This is a genomic window from Nonomuraea roseoviolacea subsp. carminata (assembly GCF_024172185.1).
Taxonomy (GTDB): domain Bacteria; phylum Actinomycetota; class Actinomycetes; order Streptosporangiales; family Streptosporangiaceae; genus Nonomuraea; species Nonomuraea roseoviolacea.
Genome location: NZ_JAMZEC010000001.1, coordinates 7,022,831 through 7,043,922, shown reverse-complemented (window position 1 = coordinate 7,043,922; position 21,092 = coordinate 7,022,831). Strand labels below are relative to the sequence as shown.

Below are 21,092 nucleotides of genomic sequence, written 5' to 3'. Positions count from 1 at the left end.
CCCGCAAGATCCATCCCATCTCCGGGCCTCCTGAGGAGGGCTGCGTGAAGCGATTAGGTGTCGTCACGGCGGTCATGGGGCTGACCATCCCGCTGCTGACCGCGTTCCCCGCGCAGGCGAACGCCTCCGTCACCGAGACGGACCCACCGGCCGACGTCCAGTCGATCGGCCCCGGCCAGTACTTCTCCGACATCACCACGTTCGAGATCACCGAGAGCGACGTGCCCGAGGGCGAGGTGGGCCGCCGGCACAGCGTGGCCGCCGTGGACGGCGCGCTCGCCCAGCTCAAGGCGGTGCCGGCGTCCCGGACAGACCTGGCCGTCTTCGGGCCGGGCTGGCAGGCCGAGTTCCTCGGCGGGTCCACCAGCAGGAAACTCCAGGTCCAGAGCGGCTCCATCGTCGTCACGGAGCTCGACGGCGGGGGCTCGACGAGCTTCGCGCTCAAGAGCAGCGCGGACTTCCCCGGGGGCGGCGGAGTCCGCAAGTACGAGGCCGAGGACGGCTCCAAGATCACCGAGACGTCGCGCTGGGACGCGGCGGCAGGAGCCCTGCGCACCACGATCAGCGAGACGATCCCCATGGATCCGGACGCGGTGGAGGAGGGCGACGACGGGTTCACGAACGGGAGCGGTGAACCGGTCGACCCCGCCGACCTGACCCAGACCTACACCTGGGAGAAGGCGGGCACCGCCCAGGACGACCCGTGGCGGGTCACCGCGCTCGGGAGCAGGGCCGACGGCACGTCGTCGGTCGCCTACGACGCGCAGGGCCGGGTGGCCACCGTCACCGAGCCCGCGGCCGGCGAGCAGCCGCAGACCGTGCTCACCTTCCAGTACGCCACCACGACCACCGCCACCGGCACCGCCACCGGCGACTACGCGGGGCGGCTGAAGCAGATCACGCTGGCCGCCGGCTCCGGCGCGCCCGAGACGGTCGCCAGCTATGCCTACGACTCCGGCGGCCTGCTGCGCGGCATGGGCGACCCGCGCCTGGACGCCTCGCAGCGGGCGAGCTACGCCTACGACGGCACCGGGCGGCTGACGACCGTCAACTCCCGCCTCCACGGCGACTGGCAGCTCACGTTCACCGGCGACTCCGCGGCCCCCGCGGCGACCGCCACCTCCACCACCCGGCGGCCCGACACCTCGTCGGGGACGCCGCCGGCGCTGAGCGGGCCCGCCATCCCCGACGCCGGCGCCACGGGGCCGCCTCCGGGCGACTTCCCCGGCGGTGACGTCACCGGGCCGCTGGCCTACCCGTCGTACTGCTACGCCGCCGTGCACTGGCTGTGGTACAGCCGCAGCGGCTGCGCAGCCTGGGCGGCGCACTACGGCTGGCACTACCCGTACTGGAAGCAGCTCCCCACCGGCTACTGGGTGGTCGGCATCAACTACGACCACTGCACCAGCTCGCCGGACCGGCCGAGCCGCTTCAAGTTCGACTTCCGCTCTGCCTGCGACATGCACGACTACGGCTACGGCCTGATCGGCAACACGTACAAGGGCTACCGGTACTACCTCGACCGCAACCGCAAGTCGGATGTGGACAACCTGTTCTACATCACCCTGCGGGACTGGACGTGTCCCGCGTACAAGGGGACGTGGTTCAAGCAGAAGAAGTCCACCATCTGCAAGCGGTGGGCCTGGATCTACCGGCAGGGCGTCCGCAAGGGCAACCCGAAGAACGGCGCCAACAAGACGTAACCCGGCAGGTCACCGATGGACCCGGATGGCGAGGTCGAGCGCCCCCTCCTCGCCATCCGCTCCCCCTCGGCCCCCAGCTCATGGCAGGAGACGATGACCTGGATCGGCGACCGGATCCGCGCCCGCGAGCACGGACGGCGGGCCGCCTGGGTGGCCGGCTCGTACCTCGTGGTGGTCGCGACGACCGCAGCCGCCACCGAGTACGTCTCCCTGACCCGGGGCGCGCCGATCGGGCCCGGGCTCGCCCTCACGGTCGTCACGCTCCCGGCCTCGCTCGTCCCCAACGCCCTGGTGTGGGCCGGTCCGCTGGACGGCGTGCTGGACGGCGACGCCCTGACGGCGGCGGAGGCGGGCTGCGGCCTGCTCCAGGCGTGGACGTTGTGGCTGCTCCTGCGCGGCCCCCGCCGCGCCCTCTGAAGACAGGACCTCTGAGACAGGACCCCTGAAGCCGCGACCTCTACAGCCGCGACCTTGGAAGAGGCGCCGCTTCACGACCGACGCAACGACTCCGAGCGGAGATCGTCATGATTCCACGCCCGCTTCGCCGCGCCCTCGCCATGGCCGCGCTCCTGGCCCTCCCGGCGGCCCTGCCCATCCCCGCGAGCGCGGCCACCGCCCCGCGCGTCGAGCCCGCCGCCGTCCAGGCCGGCCCCCGGGTCGAGCCGGAGCTGGCGCGGAAGCTGTCCGCCGGCGCCCGGCTCAGGGTCAACGTGGTGACGCGCTCACGCGCCGACCTGGCCGCCGCCGCCGGGACCGTGGGCTCCGGGCAGGTGCTCCAGACGTTGTCCCGCTCGCCGGTCGTCACCCTCCGCGCCGACCAGGCCGCGCTGGACCGGCTGAAGGCGCAGCCCGGCGTGGTCAGCGTGTCCGAGGACACGCCCGTGCCGCCGGTGCTCGCCCAGAGCATCCCGCTCATCGGCGCCGACCGCACCCGCGCGGCCGGGCTCACCGGCGAGGGGTACGCCGTCGCCGTCCTCGACACCGGCGTCGCCACCCACCACCCGTTCCTGGGCGGGCGCGTCACCGCCGAGGCGTGCTTCTCCCCCGTCGACGCAGACTACTCGGCCACCAGCCTCTGCCCGGGCGGCGCCGCCACGCAGGAGGGCGCAGGCTCGGCGGACTCCGAGCTCGGCCCGTGCGCGGACCCCGCCCTGGACTGCTCCCACGGCACCCACGTGGCCGGGATCGTCGCCGGCGACGGGGTGGGCGTGAGCGGCGCCCCCGCCGACGGCGGCGTCGCCCCGGAGGCCGGGATCGTCGCCATCCAGGTCTTCAGCCGGTTCGACTCGGAGGACTACTGCGGCGCGGGCGCGGCTCCCTGCGTCCTGAGCTTCACCAGCGCCCAGCTCGCCGGCCTGGAGAAGGCGCGGGAGATGAGCGACGACGGCGTCCCGATCGTCGCGGCCAACCTCAGTCTGGGCGGTGGCCGGTACACCGCGGCCTGCGACGACGACCCGCGCAAGCCCGCCATCGACGACCTGCTGGCCGCGGGGGTGACCACGGTCGTCGCCGCGGGCAACAACGGGTACGCGGACGCGGTCAGCGCCCCCGCGTGCGTCTCCTCGGCGTTCACCGTGGGCAGCACCACCGACCAGGACGCGGTGTCCGGCTTCAGCAACCGGGGGCCGCTGCTGGACGTGTTCGCGCCCGGCTCGGACATCGTCTCGTCCGTGCCCGGCGGCGGGTGGGAGTCGATGAGCGGCACGTCCATGGCCGCGCCGCACGTCGCCGGGGCGATCGCCGTGCTGAGCCAGGCGTTCCCCGACGCGTCCGCCGCGGCGCTCCAGACCATGATCACCAGCACCGGCAGGAGCATCACGTCGTCCGGGGTCGTCAAGCCGCGCCTCCAGCTCGACGACGCGGCCCTGGGCACCACCCCGCGGCCCGGCCCCGACCAGTACTTCACCGCCCGCGGCCGGATCCTGGACAACGTCCAGATCAGCGCGAACTCCACCATGACCGTGCAGGTCTCGGGCGCCGCCGGGCTGCCCGCCCAGGGGCTCGCCGCCGCCGCGCTCAATCTCAGCGCCAAGGGCGACTGGTTCAACTCCGGCTCGCTGGTCCTCTACCCGTCCGGCGAGGCCGAGCCCGAGCTGCCCACGCTCTTCTACGACGCCGCCCGCCACGCCTCCACCCTGGTGATCGCGAAGGTCGGCGCGGACGGGAAGGTCAAGATCGAGAACCGGAGCGCCCAGGCGGTCCGCGTCTACCTCGACGTCCACGGCTACACCCTCGACCACGCCGCCGCGGCCATCGGCGGCACCCACGTCGCGATCGCCCCGGCCCGCGCCGCCGACCGCACCGTCGTCCCGGCGTGGGGCAACGTCGAGCTGGCGACGTCCGCCATGACCGGGGTCCCGGCGTCGGGCGTGGACGCGGTCGCCCTGTCGGTGACCTCGAAGAGCACCTCGACCGGCACGCTGCGGGTCTACGCCACCGGGGACCCGTACCCGGTGGACGCCAACAGCGACTACCCGGCCAACGTCCCCACCCAGTTCTTCACCGTCGTCAGGCCCGGCACCGGCGGGAAGATCAACATTCACAACCTGGGCTCGGCCGCGGCGGAGGTCACCGTCGACGTGACCGGGTACTACACCTCCGCCCAGCGGGGCTCGACGGTCAAGGCGATCCGTCCCGCGGCCGTCGCCTCGAACGTGGCCGTCCCGGCGGGCGGCACGTACCTGCTGCGGCCGGGCGGCGTCGCGGACGTGCCGTCCTCCGGCGTCAGCGCGGTGGGCCTCGCCGTCGCCGCGAAGGGCGGCGCGAACGGGCTCGTCACGGTCGTGCCCCAGACCGGTTCGACGGCCGTGCGGGCGGTGGCGTACGCGGCGGGCAAGGACACCTCCGGGTTCGCGACGGCCGCGCTCCGGCCGGACGGGACGATCGTGCTGAAGAACGAGGGCACGTCGCAGGTGTCGCTCTCGGTCACCGTGTACGCCTACTTCAGCGGACGATGATCACTGTCCGCGAAGAAATGCCGAAATTTCCGGTGCTCTAGCATGCTTCCGCCGTAACTGGGCAGAGACTCGCGGTGACGGCGCCCTGACACCCCGCGCGCGGGGGTCAGGGCTGCCTTCAGAACCGGAAAGGTCTTGCTGGCCGACCGCGAGGACAAACGTTGATCCGAACGTTGCTGGCTGAGGACATGCATCTGGTACGCGGCGCGATCGTGGCCCTGCTGGCCTACGAGGAGGACATCGAGATCGTCGCCGAGGTCGACCGGGGGGACAGGATCGTCCCCGCCGCCCGCTCCTCCGGGGCCGACGTGGCCGTCATCGACGTCTCCCTGCCCGGCAAGGACGGCCTGGAGGCGGCCGGGGAGCTGCACGAGGAGCTGCCGCACTGCGGCGTCCTCATCCTGACCGGCGTCGGCACGCCCGGCCTGCTGCGGCGGGCGCTGGACGTGCACGTGCGCGGCTTCATGGCCAAGGACGCGCCGCCGCACCAGCTCGCCGACGCCATCCGCCGGGTGGCCGCCGGCGAGCGGGTCATCGACTCCGAGCTGGCCATCGCCGCGATGAGACCGCTGGAGCCCCCGCTGACGCCCCGGGAGCTCGACGTGATCGGTGCGGCGGCCGAGGGCGCCCCGGTGGCGGAGATCGCGGCCTCGCTGTTCCTGTCGGAGGGAACGGTCCGCAACTACCTGCACCGCACCACCTCCAAGCTCGGCGCCCGCAGCCGCATCGACGCGATCCGCATCGCCCGCGAGTCCGGCTGGATCTGACCCTTCCGGCTCAGTCGGTCGTCGGAGTGAGGCCGGTGTGGGCGGCGGCGAAGGCGAGGACGTCGGCGGCGAGCGCGACCGAGCGGCTGACCGCGCGGGCGCCGTGGCCGACGTCGGGGTCGTGGCGCAGCAGCACCGGCCCCTCCCCCGTCGTCGCCGCCTGGAGGGCCGCGCACATCTTGCGGGCGTGCATCGGGTCCACCCGCGAGTCGCCGCCCGAGACCGTGAAGAGCGTCGCCGGGTACGCGACCCCCTCGCGGACGTGGTGGTAGGGCGAGTAGCCGAGCAGCCAGGCGAGCTGCTCCGGGTCGGCGGCCGTGCCGTACTCCGTCGCCCAGGAGGCGCCGAGGCCGGAGCGTTCGTAGCGGACCATGTCGAGCAGCCCGGCCGAGCAGATGACGGCGGCGAACAGGTCGGGGCGGCGGGTCAGGGCGGCGCCGACGAGCAGGCCGCCGTTCGACTCGCCCCAGGCCGCCAGGCGGCCCGGCTCCGTCCAGCCGTCGGCGACCAGCTTCTCGGCGGCGGCCTCGAAGTCGGCGAAGACGTTCTGCTTGCGGCCCAGCATGCCGTCGCGGTGCCAGGACTCCCCCTCCTCGCCGCCCCCGCGCAGCTGCGCCACGGCGAGGACGCCGCCCGCCTCCACCCAGGCGCGCGAGTCGGCGGCGTACGCGGGCGTGAGCGGCACCCCGAACCCGCCGTACCCGGTGAGGATCGCCGGCCGCGGCCCGTCACGGCCGGGCAGGGCGGAGACCACCATGCGCACGCGCGTGCCGTCGGCGGAGGTGTACTCGACGTGCCGGCTCTCCACCTCCGTGAACGGCACGTGCCCGGGCGCGGTCGCCCAGCGGGTCGCGGCGCCGTCGCGGGCGTCGTAGCGCCACACCTCGGCGGGGGTCACGGCGTCGGTGTAGCCGAACCACGCCTCGTGGCCGCCGTCCGGACGCGCGGTCAGGGCGGTGACGGTGCCGCTGCCCGGCAGGGGCACCTCCGCCAGCCGCTCCCCCGTGGCCGCGTCGTGGACGCCGATCTCGCCGACGGCGTGGCGGGTGCGGGCGACGAGCAGCCGGTCGCCGTCCAGGACGGTGAACGCGCCCAGCACCGCCGCCCCGTCCTCCGGGATCAGCTCCTTCCACGCCGACGGTTCCGCCGGGTCGGCGACGCAGAGCCTGCGGCGCGGGGCGTCCTGGTCGGTCAGGACGTAGAGGCGGCCGTCGGGGCCGACGGCCGCCTCGGTGCGGGCGTCCCGCTCGCGTCCCGCTTCGTGGACGGGGCGCGGGTCGAGCCGGGCGGGGTCGCCGGCGGACAGGTCGGCCAGCCAGGCGCCGTTGCCCGCCCGGGTGCCCGCGGTGATGGTCAGCCACCGGCCGTCGCCGCTGGTCTGCAGCCCGTACGCGACGGCGCCCCGCGTGAACACCTCCACGTCGGCCGGGTCGCCGAGGCGGTGCAGGTAGACGCCGCGGCGGAAGCGGACGTAGTAGAAGGCGTCGCCGCCGGGCAGCCACGCGACCGGCGAGTAGCGGCAGCCGCCGATCGGGCCGTCCACCGGCCGGCCGGTGTCCAGGTCGAGGACGAGCAGGTCGGCGCGCTCGTCGCCGCGCCGGGACACCTGGTAGGCGAGCAGGCGGCCGTCGTGGTCCGGCTGCCAGCCGTCGAGCGTGGTCAGGCCCGACGGGTCGAGCGCCGACGGGTCGAGGACCGGCACGCCGTCGAGGTGCAGCACCGGGTGCTCCTGCCCCGCGGACTGGGCCAGGTGGAAGCGGCGCCCGCCGCGCCACAGCGGCGGCGTGACCAGGCCGGCGGCGCTCAGCTCCATCAGGCGCGCCTCGAACCGGTCGCGCAGCGGCAGCGCGGCGGCGTGCTCGCGCCACAGCCGGTCCTGGGCCTGCTGCCAGGCGCGGGTTCCGGAGGTGGCGGGGTCCTCCAGCCAGCGGTACGGGTCGGCGACCTCGTGGCCGTGGAGGTGGTCGATGTGCGGCAGACGCGGCGCGTCCGGATATTTCATGAAACGGGCTCCGGTTGCCAGTGGCCGACCAGGTCGGCGTACAGGGGGGCGGTGCGGACGAGCTCGTCGTGCGTGCCGGTGCGCACGTCCGGCCCGTCCATGAGCAGGACGCGGCCGGCGCGCCGCGCGGAGGTGATGCGGTGCGCGACCACGACGAGCGTGCCGCCGCGCCGGGCGAAGGCCCGCTCCACCCGCGCCTCGGCGGCCGGGTCGAGGCAGGACGTGGCCTCGTCGAGGACGACGAGGCGGGCGGGCGACAGGTAGGCGCGGACGAGGGCGACGAGCTGACGCCGCCCGGCGGACAGGGCGGCGGGGTCGAGCGGCGCGTCGTACCCGCCGGCCGCCTCCACCAGGTCCTCCGCCCCGAGCGCCGCCACGGCCCGGCCCAGATCCTCTTCCGGGACTCCTTCCGGCGCCAGGTACGTGAGGTTGTCGCGGAGGGTGCCGCGGAAGACGTACGCCTCCTGGGGGATGAGGACCCGGGCGGACGGGTCCGCGCACGCGGCCGGGACCCCGCCGATCAGCGCCTCCCCCGCGCCGGGCCGCAGCAGGCCGCTGACGAGGGCCGCCAGCGTGGACTTGCCCGCCCCGCTGGGCCCGACCACCGCCAGGTGCTCCCCTTCCGGGACGCGCAGGTCGAGGTCCGCCACGACCGGCCGCGCGTGCGGCCCGTACGCGAACGTGACCCCGCTCAGCCGGACCTCCGCGCCCGCGGGCCGCAGCCGCGGGACCGGCGGTTCCTCGTCCGCTCCCGAGGCGGCGATGCGGTCCAGCGTCGCCGCCAGCCGCACGCCGCTGACGCCGAGGCCCTGCACGAGCCCGCCGAGCGCGGGCGCGAGCGACTGGGTGACGTACGCCAGCGCGCCCACCACGACGCCCGCGCCGGCCCCGCCGCGCAGCAGCCACGGCGTCCCGGCGAGGAGCAGCAGGACGGGCAGCCACCCGCCCACGGCCAGCGCGGCCGTGCGGACCGCCGTGACGCGGGCCAGGGCGCGCGCCGCCGCGGCCTGTTCCGCGACGCGCGCCGCCAGCCGGTCGCCCTCCCGCCGCTCCGCGCCGCAGGCGGCGATGTCGCGCAGCCCGCCCATCGTGGCGGTCGTCGCCTCGGCGAGCCGCTCGTCGGCCATCAGGAACGCGCGCTGCCTGCGCGCCAGCGCCGGCAGCGACGCCAGGAACAGTCCCAGCCCGGCGGCGAACGGCGGCAGCACCAGCGCCGCCGCGCCCGGCGCCAGCGTGAGCAGGCCGAGCACGACGCTGACCACGGTGAACAAGAATCCCCTGACCGTCGTCACCACCGCCGCGAACGCGTCCCTGGCCAGCTCGACCTGGAGTCCGGCGCGGGTGACGGCGGCGCTGTCCCGCCGCGCGCCGGCCGTGGCGGCGGCCCGGCGTACGGCGCCGTGGACGACGACGGCGAGCAGGTCGTCGCGGAACGGTTCGGCGACGGCGGCCACGGCGAGCACGATCTGGCGCGCGGCGACGGCGGCGACCAGCCACGCCGCGCCGAGCGCGGCCAGCCACGCCAGGCCGGTGCCGGGGCGGCCCGCCGCGAAGCCGTCCTCGATGGCGCGGGCCACGGCGTGCCCGATGAGGAACGCGGGCACGGCCTCCAGGGCCGACCAGGCGGCGATGCGGGCGAGCTGGGAGGGGTGCCGTCGCAACGCCCGCCGGAGGGGCGCGGTCGCGGTGCCGCGGCGCGCGGCGGTCATGGGGTCTTCTCCTGGACGACCGCCCGCCGGGGGATCTGGTTCTCGGGAGCCTCGTGGACCTCCGGGGTCTCCTGGTCGGGGGCCGGGTCCTGGAAGACCGCGCGGTACGACGGGTCGTGCCAGAGGTCGGCGTGGGTTCCCGTGGCGCGTACGGTGCCGTCGTCCAGCCAGACGACCAGGCTCGCGCGGGCGGCCGTGGCGACGCGGTGCGCGGCGATCAGGCGGGTGCGGCCGGCGGGGTCGGCGGTGAGGGCCCGGCCCACCTGGCGTTCGGTGACGGTGTCGAGGCTGCTGGTGGCGTCGTCCAGGACGAGCAGGCGTCCGGCCTGGGCGAAGGCGCGGGCCAGGCCGATCCGCTGCCGTTCGCCGCCGGACAGGGGCGCGTCGGGGATGGGGGTGGCGTACCCCTGGGGCAGCCGCCGCACGAAACCGTCGGCCCTGGCCGCCGCTGCCGCCGCCACGACGGCCCCCGGCGCCGCGCCCGGGGCTTCGGACGTCGCGGCATCCGGCGCCGCGCCAGGGAGGCCGAGGGCGATGGCGTCGCCGATGGTGTCGCCGACCAGCACGGGCCGGTCGAAGGCGCAGCCGATCGCGCGCCGCAGCGCGTCGTGCGAGAGTTCGGGCAGCGGCACGCCGTCCAGGAGGATCGTCCCGCGCTCGGGGTCGAGCAGGCGGGCCGCCAGCGCGGTGAGCAGCGACTTGCCCGAGCCCGAGCGTCCCACGACCGCCGTCACCGACCCGCCGGGGATGACGAGGTCCCCGACCGAGAGCCCGTGCGCCGCAACCCCGCGGAACTCCAGCGTGCCCGACCCCCCGTCCAGCACGCCGCCCAACGGCAGCGTCTCCCCGTCCGAAGGCGTCCTCCCGTCCGAAGCGGCGGAGGCGGTGGGCGGACCGGCGGGAGAGCGGGAGCCGTGAGCGGGACGCGGGATCGCGAGGAGGTCGGCCAGGCGGGCGCCAGCCGAGCGGGCCCGGGCCAGCGCCCCGGCCAGTCCCAGCCCCGTGCTGAGCGCCGACCCCAGCACCGCGTACCTCGCCGCCGCGTACAGCTCCCCCACCGTCAGCTCGCCCGAGGCCAGCAGAAGCCCGCCCGCCGCCAGCACCGCCACCTCGGCCAGCGGCACGACCAGCCCGGCGCGGACACCGGCCGAGGCGTTCGCCCGCCACAGGGCCAGGCCGTGCCGGCGCAACTTCTCCAGGGGCGCGAGGACGCGGTCGGCCTCGCGGCCGGCGGTGCCCGCCGCCGCGATGGTGCGGGCGCCGTCCAGGGCGCCGACGAGCCGGGCGGCGATCTCGCCCTGCGCCTCCTGGTACCCGCCCGCGATGGCCGTCGTCGTACGGAGGAACCCGCGCAGCACCAACAGCACGAGGACGATCCCGGCGGCCAGGGCGACGGTGAGGACGGGGTGGATGAGGGTGAGCGCGACGAGCGCGCCGGCCGTCGGGACGAGCAGCGCGAGCGCGCCGGTGACCGTCTCCGGGGCGCGGCCCGCCTCCTCGGCGTTGAGCCCGGCCCGGGTGGCCAGCTCACCCTCGGGGAAGCGGCGGGTGGCGGCGGGCCCGGCGCCGAGCACGTGGCGCAGCACCCGGAGCCGGAGCAGGGCCGCGGCGCGGGCGCCGCTCGCGCCGCGCGCCCACACGCCGACGCTCTCGCACAGCATGACGCACGCGACGAGCGCGACGCAGGCGACCAGCCAGCCCCCGGCGCGGCCCGCGAAAGCTTCCATGAGCCCGGTGAGAACGCCGTCGGAAGAAGCCGTGGTCCCGCCCGCGAGCGATCCGGTGAGGGCGTCGACGGTGCGGCCCGCCGCGTACGGCAGGGCCAGCTCGGCGGCGGCCCCGGCGACGGCCGTGACGGCCAGCACCACGGGCCATGACCCGCCGCGCCGTACCGCGTCCATCACCAGCCGGTCTCCGGCCCGCACCCCCGCCTCCCTCGGAAACCTCGAAAGTCTCGAAAAACCGGAATGCCGGTGATCCCCGCGCCGACGAGAGCGGCGGCGCGGGGATCACCGATGTCGCGGGTCAGTGGCAGACCGCGACGCTCAGGTTGCTGGGAGCGCCGGAGTGGCAGCCCAGCACGGTGAGCGTGGAGCCGCCGCTGGCGACGTCGCTGCTCGCCGGGGACTCGAGGCCCTGCAGGTCGAGAAGCACCATGGTTCACACCTCCTTCCGCGTGTCGGGGTGGTGGGGCCGTCCCTGCGGGGCCGGCTCCAGGAAGGGCAGGTGCGTGGGCGTGTCGCCCAGCACCGAGCCGAGCGCGAACAGGACACCCGCGGTGCCCGTCGCGAAGTCCATCGACAGCCGCAGCAGCTGGTCGCCGGGGAAGGCGAGGCCGCCAGCGAACGGCAGCGCGTGCCAGCGCAGCCCCTTGACGAGGCGATCGGTGTCGGGGTCGCCCTCCGGGAGGGCGGCGACGATGCCGGCCCGTCCGGTGAACAGCCCGGGCTGGACGTAGTAGCCGGCGTGGCCGGCCCGCCGCAGCCGGGGCAGCGCCTCGGCGAGCTCGGGGTCGTCGCGGTGGCCGAGGTAGCGGGCGAGGACGAGGGCGATGCCCGCCGATCCCTCGTCGAGGTACGGAAGAAGCCGCCAGCCCTGGTTCACCTGGAGGGAGCCGTCCTGGGCGGTGGCGCAGCGGCGCAGGTCCTGCCGGAGCGCGGTGGCGGCCAGGTCGAGCAGCGCGGTGTCGCCGGTGTGCTCGTAGGCGTGCAGGAAGAGCAGGGCGGGGCCGCTGGAGCCGTGCATGAGGCCGGCGCGGGGGTTGTCGCCGCCGCTGGTCTCGGGGACGTCGGCGGGGCCGCCGAGCCGGTCGGCGCAGATGTCGGCGGCGCGCAGCGCGGCCCGGGTCAGGTCGGGGTCGCCGAGGTGCAGGAGGCTCAGCCCGATCCCGGACAGTCCGGAGTGGAGGGCGGACTCCAGCCCCTCCCATCGCTCGCGTAAGCAGGCGGAGGCCAGGTCGAGGGCGTCCTCGCGGCGTCCCAGCCGGTCGAGGACGTACGCGACGCCGTGCAGCCCGTCGTACAGGCCGAGCCCCGACCCCTGGGCGGGCCGCAGCGCCCGTTCGCGCAGCCATTCCTCGTACGCGGGGAACCGGCCGGCGCCGGTGGCCGTGAGCGCGAGCAGGACGCCGGCGGCGCCGTGGGCGAGGTTGAGCCCGCCGCCGGGGCGGAACTGGGCGACGTCGCCGGGGAAGAGCCGGTCGTCGCGTTCGGGGGTGGCGGAGGCGGTGATGGCCCGGCACATCGCGTCGCGCAGATCGGGCCAGGGCGCGAACCCCGGCACGGGCAGGCGGTCCGCGACGTCAGCGGACGGGACCGCGGGGCGCGCGACGGCGGCCACGTCGGGGCGGGCGGTGGCGGGCACCCCGGGGCCGGCGAGGGTAGCCACCTCGGGGCGGGCAGCGGCGGGCCCTCCGGGCCCGGCGATGGTGGCCGCGGCGGCGCGGGCCATGTCCGCCGTTCCCGGGAAGTGCTCGGCGACCAGCTCGGCGAGCTGGTGGATCTTGGCGCGGTGCAGCGGCAGCATGATCGTGCACTGCGGGGCGAACAGCCCGAACCGCAGGCATGCCATCGCGTACCTGTCGACGTCCACCCCCTGCCGGTCCGGCGGCGCGGCGAACGCGGGGTGGGCCAGCGCGGAGCGCGCGCCGTCGCCGACGAGCGTGGCGACCTCGTAGTCGATCAGCACCACGCGCCCGCCGTCGGTGAGCAGCACGTTGTCGGGGTGCAGGTCGCCGAAGACGACGCCGCGCGCGTGCAGCGCCTCGACGGCCTCCTCCACCTGGTGGAGCGTGGCGAGCGCCCAGCGGGTGTACGCGGCGACGTCGTCGGGCCCGCAGGTGGCCCGCGTCAGCGGGTAGCGGTGGACGAGGCGGCGCTGGAGCGGCGTGCCGTCCACGAACTCGGTCACGATGAAGTGGTGCTCGCCGAGCGTGAAGTGGTCGCGCAGCGCGGGCGCCGCGTCGAGGCCGGCCAGGCGTTCCAGTACGTCGCGCTCGTGGGCGAGCCGGGTGACCGCGTCGCGCCCGGCGGCGTCGAGGCCGGCGTGCGGGCGCGCCTCCTTCAGTACCAGCCGCTCGCCGGTGGCGCGGTGGCGGGCCAGGTAGACGCCGCCGCCGTTGGAGAAGTGCAGGACCTGCTCGATCTCGTACGGCAGGCCGGTCGTCGTGACCGCGTTGCGGGCGGCCAGGTGGGGCTCCAGGAAGGCGGGCAGGGTCGTCCACGGCGGCACGGTGAACGTGGCCCCGCGCACGTCGGGCACGAGCCGGCCGTCGCCGTCCTCGACGGCCAGCACCCGCTCGCCCCCGCCCGACAGGCAGTGCCGTTCGGCGAAACCGCCGTAACGGACGTAGAGCGGGCCCTCGCCGTAGCGCAGGTCGCTGAGGACGTACGGGCCCTTGACGCCGCGCAGGAGTTCGTGGAGCTCCTTGAGGGCGAGTTCGAGCTGCGCCTCGTCACGCGGGTATATGGTGACGAGTTTCCCGCTGGAGGCGCGGGAGGCGGCCTTGGAATTGACCATCACGTGAACGGCCGGGCCGCGCAGGAACTTGAAGGCGATTCCGCGGGGGACGCAGTATTCCCACACGGCGGCGATGGCCCGTTCGGCGTCGTCGCGGCGGGCGGAGACGTGGATCTTCCAGCCTTGGCGGGGCAGCGGCGGCTGGCCGGTGGCGGCGTAATAGCACCAGGTGCCGGTCACCTCGTGGGCCCAGCCCTCGGGGAGCGGCCGGCGCAGGATGGAGAAGCCCGACTCCTCGGCCGCGGTGTGGCCGAGTGTGTCGTAGAAATGGCTGTCTGCCAGGCAGTACAGCTCATACTGGTCCATCTGGCGCCCCTCCCGGTGCGGTCTGGAGTAAAGATTGGCGCTCCGGGTGGGTTTGCGGCTAGTAACACGTTAAACCGCTAAATTGTGTGAAATATAATTACATATGTGCGTTCCTCATCAAACGCTGGTTAAACGGTCACGATGGGCCCGCGGAACGAAAGCCGAGAAAGCGAATTCACCGCCTCTGGTCTCCGTCTCCAGCCACCCGCCGAGCAGCGCGACCCGCTCCGTGAGATTCATCAACCCGTGCCCATCGTCGCCGTCCCGGCGAACGTGCCCGCCGTCGCCGTCCCGGCGCCGTCCCGGGCGGACGCCGTCGTTCCTCATCGACAGCCGGATCAGCCGGTCCTGCTCGTCCAGCCTGATCACGCACCGCCGCGCCGCCGCGTGCCGCAGGATGTTCGTCACCCCCTCGCGCAGCACGTGCACGAGCGCCTCGGACACCTCCCCCGGCATCTCACGGCACGACACCCGTACGTCACAGCGCACCCCCACCGACTCCAGCAGGGCGCGCGCCGACGCCAGCTCGCTCTCCAGCGACGCGTGCCCCGCGCCGTGGGCGACGGCGCGCACGTCCGAGGCGAGGACGCGCAGCAGCTCCAGCGTCTCCCCCGCCTCCGTCCGCGCCTTGGGATCGCCCTCCCGCACCAGCCGCTCCACGAGCTGCGCCTTCAGCACCAGGACCGCCAGCCGGTGTCCCACCAGGTCGTGCAGGTCGCGGGTGAACCGGCGGCGCTCCAGCGCGACCGCCCGTTCGATGACGTCGTTGCGCGCGCCGGCCAGCCAGTGCGCCCGCGCCGCGAGCGTCACCACGGCGTACTCGGCCAGCCCCAGCGCCGGCGCCGCCACCGCCCAGCCGGTGTGGTCCAGGGCGCCCGGCGGCGCCCACAGCAGCACCGGGCCGCACGCCACCGCGAGCGCCACCAGCGCCGACGACCGGATCCGGTACGCGACGACGAGCAGCGCGCCCGACAGCAGCCCGCACACCGGCGTCCACGCCGCGCCGTACCACGGCATCGGCAGGTACGTCAGCCACGCCTGCGCCCCGACCAGCCACCACCCGCCCTCGCGGCGCGCCAGCACCCCGAGCAGGAACCGCGCGTGCACGGCCAGCAGCGCCAGCAGCGCCGCCGCCCCGGCGAGCGCCCATCCCGGCCCGCCCGCCACCGCCTCTCCCGCCGGGAGCCTCCCCGCCGCGAACCCGCCCGCCGAGAGCGCGGCCTGGACCGGCGCGGTCACGCCCGCCAGCCCCGCCGTCAGCACGACCCGGCCCAGCACCAACGGGGACATGGGAGTGACGACCGCCGAGCGCAACCGGGACGCGAACCCGTTCCCTGTGCCGTACACCCGCCCCCCGCCTGACGCCCGGTCCGCCCCTCTCTCTAATCGACCCGATTGATCGGCGCCTGTAAAGAACATGGCCTGGTTCGGACACCACGGGGCCGCAATTCTGCAGAAACATGTCCGTCATAGGGTTGAGCGCATGGAATACACCCGACTCGGCTCAACCGGACTGAAGGTGTCCCGGATCTGCCTCGGCATGATGAGCTTCGGCGATCCGGCCAAGATGGAGTGGACGCTCCCCGAGGAGCAGGCGGAGCCGCTCGTCCGCCGCGCGGCCGACGCGGGCGTGACGTTCTACGACACCGCCGACGTCTACAGCGCCGGCGCGAGCGAGGTGGTGACCGGCAACCTCCTGCGCAAGATCTTCCCCAGCCGCGAGGACTACGTGCTCGCGACCAAGGTCTACTTCCCCATGGGCAAGGGACGCAACGACCGCGGCCTGTCGCGCAAGCACATCCACGCCTCGATCGACGCGTCGCTGCGCCGGCTCGGCACCGACTACGTGGACCTGTACCAGATCCACCGCTGGGACGACGAGACGCCCATCGAGGAGACGATGGAGGCGCTGCACGACGTGGTCAGGGCCGGGAAGGTCCGCTACATCGGCGCGTCCACCATGTGGGCGTGGCAGTTCGCCAAGGCGCAGCACGTCGCCGAGGTCAACGGCTGGACCAGGTTCGTGTCGATGCAGCCGCACTACAACCTGCTCTACCGCGAGGAGGAGCGGGAGATGCTGCCGCTCTGCCAGGACCAGGGCGTGGGCGTCATCCCGTGGAGCCCGCTGGCGCGCGGCGTGCTGGCCCGCGCCGGCCAGGACGCCGCCACCGCGCGGGCCGGCTCGGACCCGCGCATCGGCTTCCTCTACGAGCCCGACAACGACCAGCTGATCATCGACCGGGTGGCGCGGATCGCCAAGGAACGCGACCTTCCTCCGGCGCAGGTCGCGCTGGCGTGGGTGCTCCAGCAGCCGGCGATCACGGCGCCGATCGTGGGCGCGACGAAGGACCGGCACGTGGACGACGCCGTCGCGGCGGTGGACGTGCGCCTCTCGGAGGAGGAGCTCGCCGCGCTCGGCGAGCCGTACCGGCCGCGCGAGGTCCGCTTCTGACGGCTTGTGACGGTCCCTGGTGGTGACGCGCGCCCGCCGCCGAGCCGGCAACGGCGTCTGACAGACTCCGGGGCCATGACGGACGCGAGCGGGCCGGGCGGCGACGGCGGACGGGTGCGGGTCGGCATCCTCGGTCCCCTGACGCTGGAAACCTCCAGCGCCAGCGCCGCTGCCAGTGCCACTGCTGCCGCCGCCGGCCCTGCGCGGGTCGGCGGCGCGCGGCTGCGGGCGTTGCTGGCCCGCCTGGCGCTCGACGCCGGGCGGTCCGTCCAGCCGGCGACCCTGGTGGAAGCGCTGTGGGGTGAGACCGAGCCGGCCGGCCACCTGCACGCGTTGCAGTCGCTGGCGTCCCGGCTGCGGGGCGTTCTGGGCGACCCCGGGCTGCTCACCTCGGGCCCGGCCGGATACCGGCTGGCCGTCGAGCCGGAGGCGGTGGACGCCGTCCGATTCGAGCGGCTGGCCCGCGCGGGCCGGCGCGCGCTCGCCCTGTCCCGGCCCGCGGAGGCCGCCGCCACCCTGCGCGAGGCCCTGGGCCTGTGGCGCGGACCGGCCCTCGCGGACGTGCGCGAGGCGCCCTTCGCCGCCGCCGACGCCGAACGGCTCGAACGGGCCCGCCTGTCCGCCCTGGAGGACCGGGTCGAGGCCGACCTCGCGCTGGGCGCCGACCCCGACCTGGTGGCCGAGCTGGAGTCCCTGGCCGCCGCGCACCCGTTGCGCGAACGGCTGCACGCCCAGCTCGTCCGAGCCCTGGCGCTGAACGGGCGCGGCGCCGAGGCGCTGGCCGCGTACGAGCGGATCCGCGGCCTGCTGGCGGACAGCTTCGGCAGCGACCCCGGACCGCGGCTCCAGGAGGCCCACCTGGCGGTGCTGCGCGGCGAGCTCCGCGAACGCCCCCGGCTCCCCCGCCGCACGCACGGCAACCTGGACGTCCCGCTCACCAGCTTCGTCGGCCGCGACGACGACGTCCGCCGCGTGACCGGCCTGCTCGGCCGGGTCCGGCTGGTCACGCTGGTCGGGCCCGCGGGAGCGGGCAAGACCCGGCTGGCCGGCGCCGTCTGCCGGCGGCTGACGCCGTCCGGCGGGGTGTGGTTCGTCCCGCTGGCACCGGCCGGCGCCGAGGACGTGCCCCGCGTGGTGCTCGACCTGTTACGGGCGCGCGAGCACGGCGTCCCCGCGCGGCCCGTCACCCCCGGGGCGGCCGTGGACCACCTGGCCGAGACGCTCGCGGACGACGAGCTGGTGCTGGTGCTGGACAACTGCGAGCACGTGATCGAGGCCGCCGCGAGGCTCGCCGCGGCCCTGCTCGGCCGCTGCCCGCGCCTCCGTGTGCTGGCCACCAGCCGGGAGCCGCTGCGGATCGACGGCGAGACCCTGCACCCGGTGCTCCCGCTGGAGCTGCCCGAACCGGGGGCGACGGCCGAGCGGGCCGCGGCGGTCCGGCTGTTTCGTGACCGGGCCGCCGCGGTGCGACCGGACTTCGCGCTGGAGGGCACCGCGCTCGCGGCGGCGGTGGAGATCTGCCGCCGCCTGGACGGCCTGCCGCTGGCGATCGAACTGGCCGCGGCGCGCCTGCGCACCCTGCCGGTCGAGGCGGTCGCGGCCCGGCTGGACGACCGGTTCCGGCTGCTCACCGGCGGCAGCCGCACCGCGCTGCCACGGCACAGGACCCTGGACGCGGCGGTGTCCTGGAGCTGGGACCTGCTCGACGGCGAGGATCGGATGCTGCTGGAACGGCTGTCGGTCGTACCCGGCGGCTTCACGGAGGACGCGGCGGCGGCGATCGGCGGATGGGACGGCTGCACCGCACCCGCGACGGAGGCGACCAGCAGACCGGGAGACGTCCGGGAGCTGCTGGCGGCGCTGGCCGACAAGTCCCTGTTGCACCCGGTGGAGCCCGCCGACCCGGTAGAGCCGCGCTACCGCATGCTGGAGACCATCCGGGAGTACGGCCTCGCACGGCTGGCCCAGCGCGACGAGGTCGACGCCGTACGCGCGCGGCACGCCAGGTTCTTCCTACGGCTGGCCGAGACCGCCGACCCGCACCTGCGCACGTCAGACCAACTGCGCTGGCTGGCCCGCCTGTCCGCGGAACGGGACAACCTGTCGGCCGCGATCCGCTGGACGGTCGAGTCCGGCGACGCGGGCCTGGCGGTCCGCTTCGGGGCCGCGCTGTGCTGGTTCTGGTTCCTGCGGGACCACCCGCCGGAGTCGCTGGACCTGCTCGGCCGGATTCTCCAGGTACGCGGTCCGTCCGAACCGCGGTCACGCGCGCTGGTGCTCGCCGCGCACGCCCTCGCCACGACCGAGGTCATCAGCCGTCCGGAGGAGGCGCGAGCGGCCTTCGACCGCATCCGGGAGGCGCTGGACCACGCGGTTCCCGGCAGCCATCCCGTGGTGGAGATGGCCCGGTTGGCGCTCGCCATAGGCGCGGGCCGCGATCGAGCCGAACAGAACGTCCTCGACTCCCAGGAGGAGTCGCCCCACCCGCACGCGTTCGGCTCGCCGGACGGGTCGGCCGATACGTGGAGCCGGTCGCTGTCGTTGCTGCTCCAAGGCGTGCTGGCCATGAACACCGGGCACGCCGCCGAGGCGACACACGTGCTGAGGCGGGCGCTGACCGGCTTCGAGGAGGTGGGCGAACGATGGGGCCTGGCGACCACGCTGAGCACCCTGCAGTCGGCGCTGCTGCGGTCGGGTGAACCCGGTAGAGGCGCGCCCGAGCCGGCCGAGCGGGCCACCCGCTGTTTCCAGGAGCTCGGCATGGCCGAGCACACGATGGAGAACGAGGTGGCGGCCGCCCTGCACCTGGCCCGAGCAGGAGACGTGGACGGCGGGCGGCGACGGCTGTCGGACCTGCTCGACCAGGCCGGGCGGACCGGGTCGGCGGAGTCGCTGGTCCAGGTCCGGCTCGGCCTGGCACGGCTGGAGTGGCGGGCCGGGCGGCCGGGCGCGGCCCGCGAACACGCCCCGGACCGGCCTGACCGAGGCGTCACCCGGCCGGTCCACCCCGCACCTGACCGCGTTGCTGCTGAGCGTGCTCGCCCATGCGGACGCCGCCGACGGCTCACCGGACGAGGCGCTGCGCCGGCTCGACCACCCGGCGGTGCGCCTGACGCTCACCTGGCACACGCCGGTCGCGGCCTCGGTAGCGGTCGCGGCCGCCGCGACCGAGCTGGCCCGTGGGCGGGCGGAGCAGGCGGGACGACTGCTCGGGGCCGCCGGCGCGCTGCGAGGCTGGGACGACCCCGGCGACGCCGACGCGCTCGTGATCGCGCAACGGGCCACCGACGCCCTCGGCGCCGCCGGCTTCGCGTCCGCGCGGGCCGCGGGTGCGGCGATGTCGCGGGCCGAGGCCGAAGCCCTGGTGTCCGCGACCATCACCGTCCCCGGAGCCCACCGCACCGGTCACCTGAAGTGAGCCGCGGTCGGTGCGGGCTTGCCGAACATGGCGCAGATCGCGGCGGTCTGCAGCGCCCCGGCAGCCTTGGCGATCTTCGGGTCGGCCCCGAACTCGGACCAGAACTCCGTCGTCACGAGAACGCTCGCCGTCCGGCCGCCGGTGCGGTCGGTGAGGTTGGCGGTGAGGTAGCCGGGCATGCCGCCGTCGTGCCCCCAGAACGTGCCGCACGGATGAATGGCGGTCTGGACGCCGAGCCCGTATCCGGGCCCGTCCGGCCGCTCCGGGTCCACCGGCACGGTGGTGCGCAGCTGCGCGAGCTGGGCGGCGGGCAGCAGCCGGCCGGACATCAGCGCCCGGGAGAAGCGCGACCAGTCCCCCGCCGTGGACACCACCGCCCCCGCCGCACCACCCCACCCGGGGTCGTTGCCGGAGACGTCCACGTGCCCGTGATGGCGCGGCCCCGCGACGTTCCGGAACGCGGCCGGCACGCGCGGCGGCATGTGGGCGGCGTCCGGTTCGTAGCCGCGGGCGTAGGGGCCGCGCCAGGCGGGGCCGGTGGCGTAGTAGGTGTGCTGGAGGCCGAGCGGCCGGGCGATCCGGTCCCGGACCAGGTCGGCCAGGCTCGTCCCGGTGGCCTGCTCCAGGACGGCGCCGACCGCGGCGTAGTTGGTGTTGCTGTACGACCATCGCGTCCCCGGCGGGAACAGCGGAGCGTGCTTCACGCCCAGGGCGAGCAGCCGCGCCGAGGTCCATCGCCGGCGGTCCGCGCCGAGGAACGACGGCCGGATCGCGGGGTCCTCGGTGTAGTCGTACAGGCCGCTGGTGTGGTTGAGCAGCATGCGCAACGTGATCGCCGCACCGCCGGGGACCTTGCCCGGCAGCCACTTCTCCACCGGGTCGGTCAGGGCGAGCCTGCCCTCGGCGACCAGTCGCAGCGCGAGCGTGGCCATCATGGTCTTGGTGTTGGACCCCATCCGGTACTCGTCGCCCGCCTTGAGCAGGTGGTCCGGCCTGGTCCAGGGGGCCTGTTCGGCGATCTCGACCGGCGTGCCGCGGCCGTCGTCCACCCGTACGATCACGCCGGGCGCCCCGGCGTCCACCAGCTCGCGCGCCAGCCGCCGCAGCTCAGCACGCTGCTCGGCGCGCAGGTCGGCGCGCAGGTCGGCGCTCTGTTCGATGCGCTGCTCGGTGCGCTGCTCGGTGCGCTGCTCGCCGGCGGCGGACGCACCGGCCGTCACCGCCAGGCCGACGGCAGCCACCGCCGCAACCATGACGACC

General features: G+C 75.3%; 12 protein-coding genes and 1 pseudogene. 6 read left to right on the top strand and 7 right to left on the bottom strand.

Annotation, left to right across the window (positions count from 1 at the left end; genetic code table 11):
• Positions 1-44 precede the first annotated feature (44 nt).
• The 4 genes from HD595_RS46955 (at position 45) to HD595_RS32460 (ending at position 5,427) form a co-directional block, all read left to right on the top strand.
• Entirely contained in the window at positions 45-1,703 is a 1,659-nt protein-coding gene (locus HD595_RS46955) for a phospholipase A2 (RefSeq protein ID WP_253775699.1), read from the top strand.
• Positions 1,704-1,718: 15 nt separating this feature from the next.
• Positions 1,719-2,120, top strand: a complete 402-nt coding sequence (locus tag HD595_RS32470) for an SCO4225 family membrane protein (RefSeq protein WP_253775697.1) — start codon at positions 1,719-1,721, stop codon at positions 2,118-2,120.
• A gap of 107 nt (positions 2,121-2,227) precedes the next feature.
• Positions 2,228-4,660 (top strand): S8 family peptidase, encoded by a 2,433-nt coding sequence (locus HD595_RS32465; RefSeq protein ID WP_253775695.1) that lies wholly within the window; start codon positions 2,228-2,230, stop codon positions 4,658-4,660.
• A 161-nt stretch (positions 4,661-4,821) separates the two neighbouring features.
• Positions 4,822-5,427: a response regulator transcription factor gene (locus tag HD595_RS32460; RefSeq protein WP_253775693.1), complete on the top strand. Its 606-nt coding sequence runs from the start codon at positions 4,822-4,824 to the stop codon at positions 5,425-5,427.
• Positions 5,428-5,437: 10 nt separating this feature from the next.
• Here the strand turns inward: HD595_RS32460 and HD595_RS32455 are convergent, their stop codons facing one another.
• The 6 genes from HD595_RS32455 to HD595_RS32430 all read right to left on the bottom strand — a co-directional run bounded on the left by HD595_RS32455 (position 5,438) and on the right by HD595_RS32430 (position 15,252).
• A complete protein-coding gene (locus HD595_RS32455; RefSeq protein WP_253775691.1) occupies positions 5,438-7,429 on the bottom strand; it encodes a prolyl oligopeptidase family serine peptidase in 1,992 nt (663 codons plus the stop codon).
• Complete coding sequence (locus tag HD595_RS32450) at positions 7,426-9,138, bottom strand: ATP-binding cassette domain-containing protein (RefSeq protein ID WP_253775689.1); 1,713 nt, start codon at positions 9,136-9,138, stop codon at positions 7,426-7,428. The genes HD595_RS32455 and HD595_RS32450 overlap by 4 nt, the downstream gene beginning before the upstream one ends.
• Positions 9,135-11,063 (bottom strand): ATP-binding cassette domain-containing protein, encoded by a 1,929-nt coding sequence (locus HD595_RS32445; protein ID WP_253775687.1) that lies wholly within the window; start codon positions 11,061-11,063, stop codon positions 9,135-9,137. The genes HD595_RS32450 and HD595_RS32445 overlap by 4 nt, the downstream gene beginning before the upstream one ends.
• A 100-nt stretch (positions 11,064-11,163) precedes the next feature.
• Positions 11,164-11,295 (bottom strand): SapB/AmfS family lanthipeptide, encoded by a 132-nt coding sequence (locus HD595_RS32440; RefSeq protein ID WP_175595241.1) that lies wholly within the window; start codon positions 11,293-11,295, stop codon positions 11,164-11,166.
• 3 nt (positions 11,296-11,298) lie between these two features.
• On the bottom strand, positions 11,299-13,962 hold the full coding sequence (gene lanKC / locus HD595_RS32435) for a class III lanthionine synthetase LanKC (protein WP_253775685.1): 2,664 nt from the start codon (positions 13,960-13,962) through the stop codon (positions 11,299-11,301).
• Between the two features lie 117 nt (positions 13,963-14,079).
• Positions 14,080-15,252, bottom strand: coding sequence for a sensor histidine kinase (locus HD595_RS32430; RefSeq protein WP_253775683.1), 1,173 nt, complete (start codon positions 15,250-15,252; stop codon positions 14,080-14,082).
• 193 nt (positions 15,253-15,445) lie between these two features.
• On the opposite strand from HD595_RS32430, the gene HD595_RS32425 reads away from it, so the two are divergent.
• Complete coding sequence (locus HD595_RS32425) at positions 15,446-16,414, top strand: aldo/keto reductase (protein ID WP_253775681.1); 969 nt, start codon at positions 15,446-15,448, stop codon at positions 16,412-16,414.
• 75 nt (positions 16,415-16,489) lie between these two features.
• Positions 16,490-18,364: pseudogene (locus HD595_RS47110) on the top strand (ATP-binding protein); the annotation flags it as partial.
• A 1,455-nt stretch (positions 18,365-19,819) separates the two neighbouring features.
• Here HD595_RS47110 and HD595_RS32415 read toward each other — a convergent pair.
• Positions 19,820-21,085, bottom strand: a complete 1,266-nt coding sequence (locus tag HD595_RS32415; RefSeq protein ID WP_253781391.1) for a serine hydrolase domain-containing protein — start codon at positions 21,083-21,085, stop codon at positions 19,820-19,822.
• Positions 21,086-21,092 lie beyond the last annotated feature (7 nt).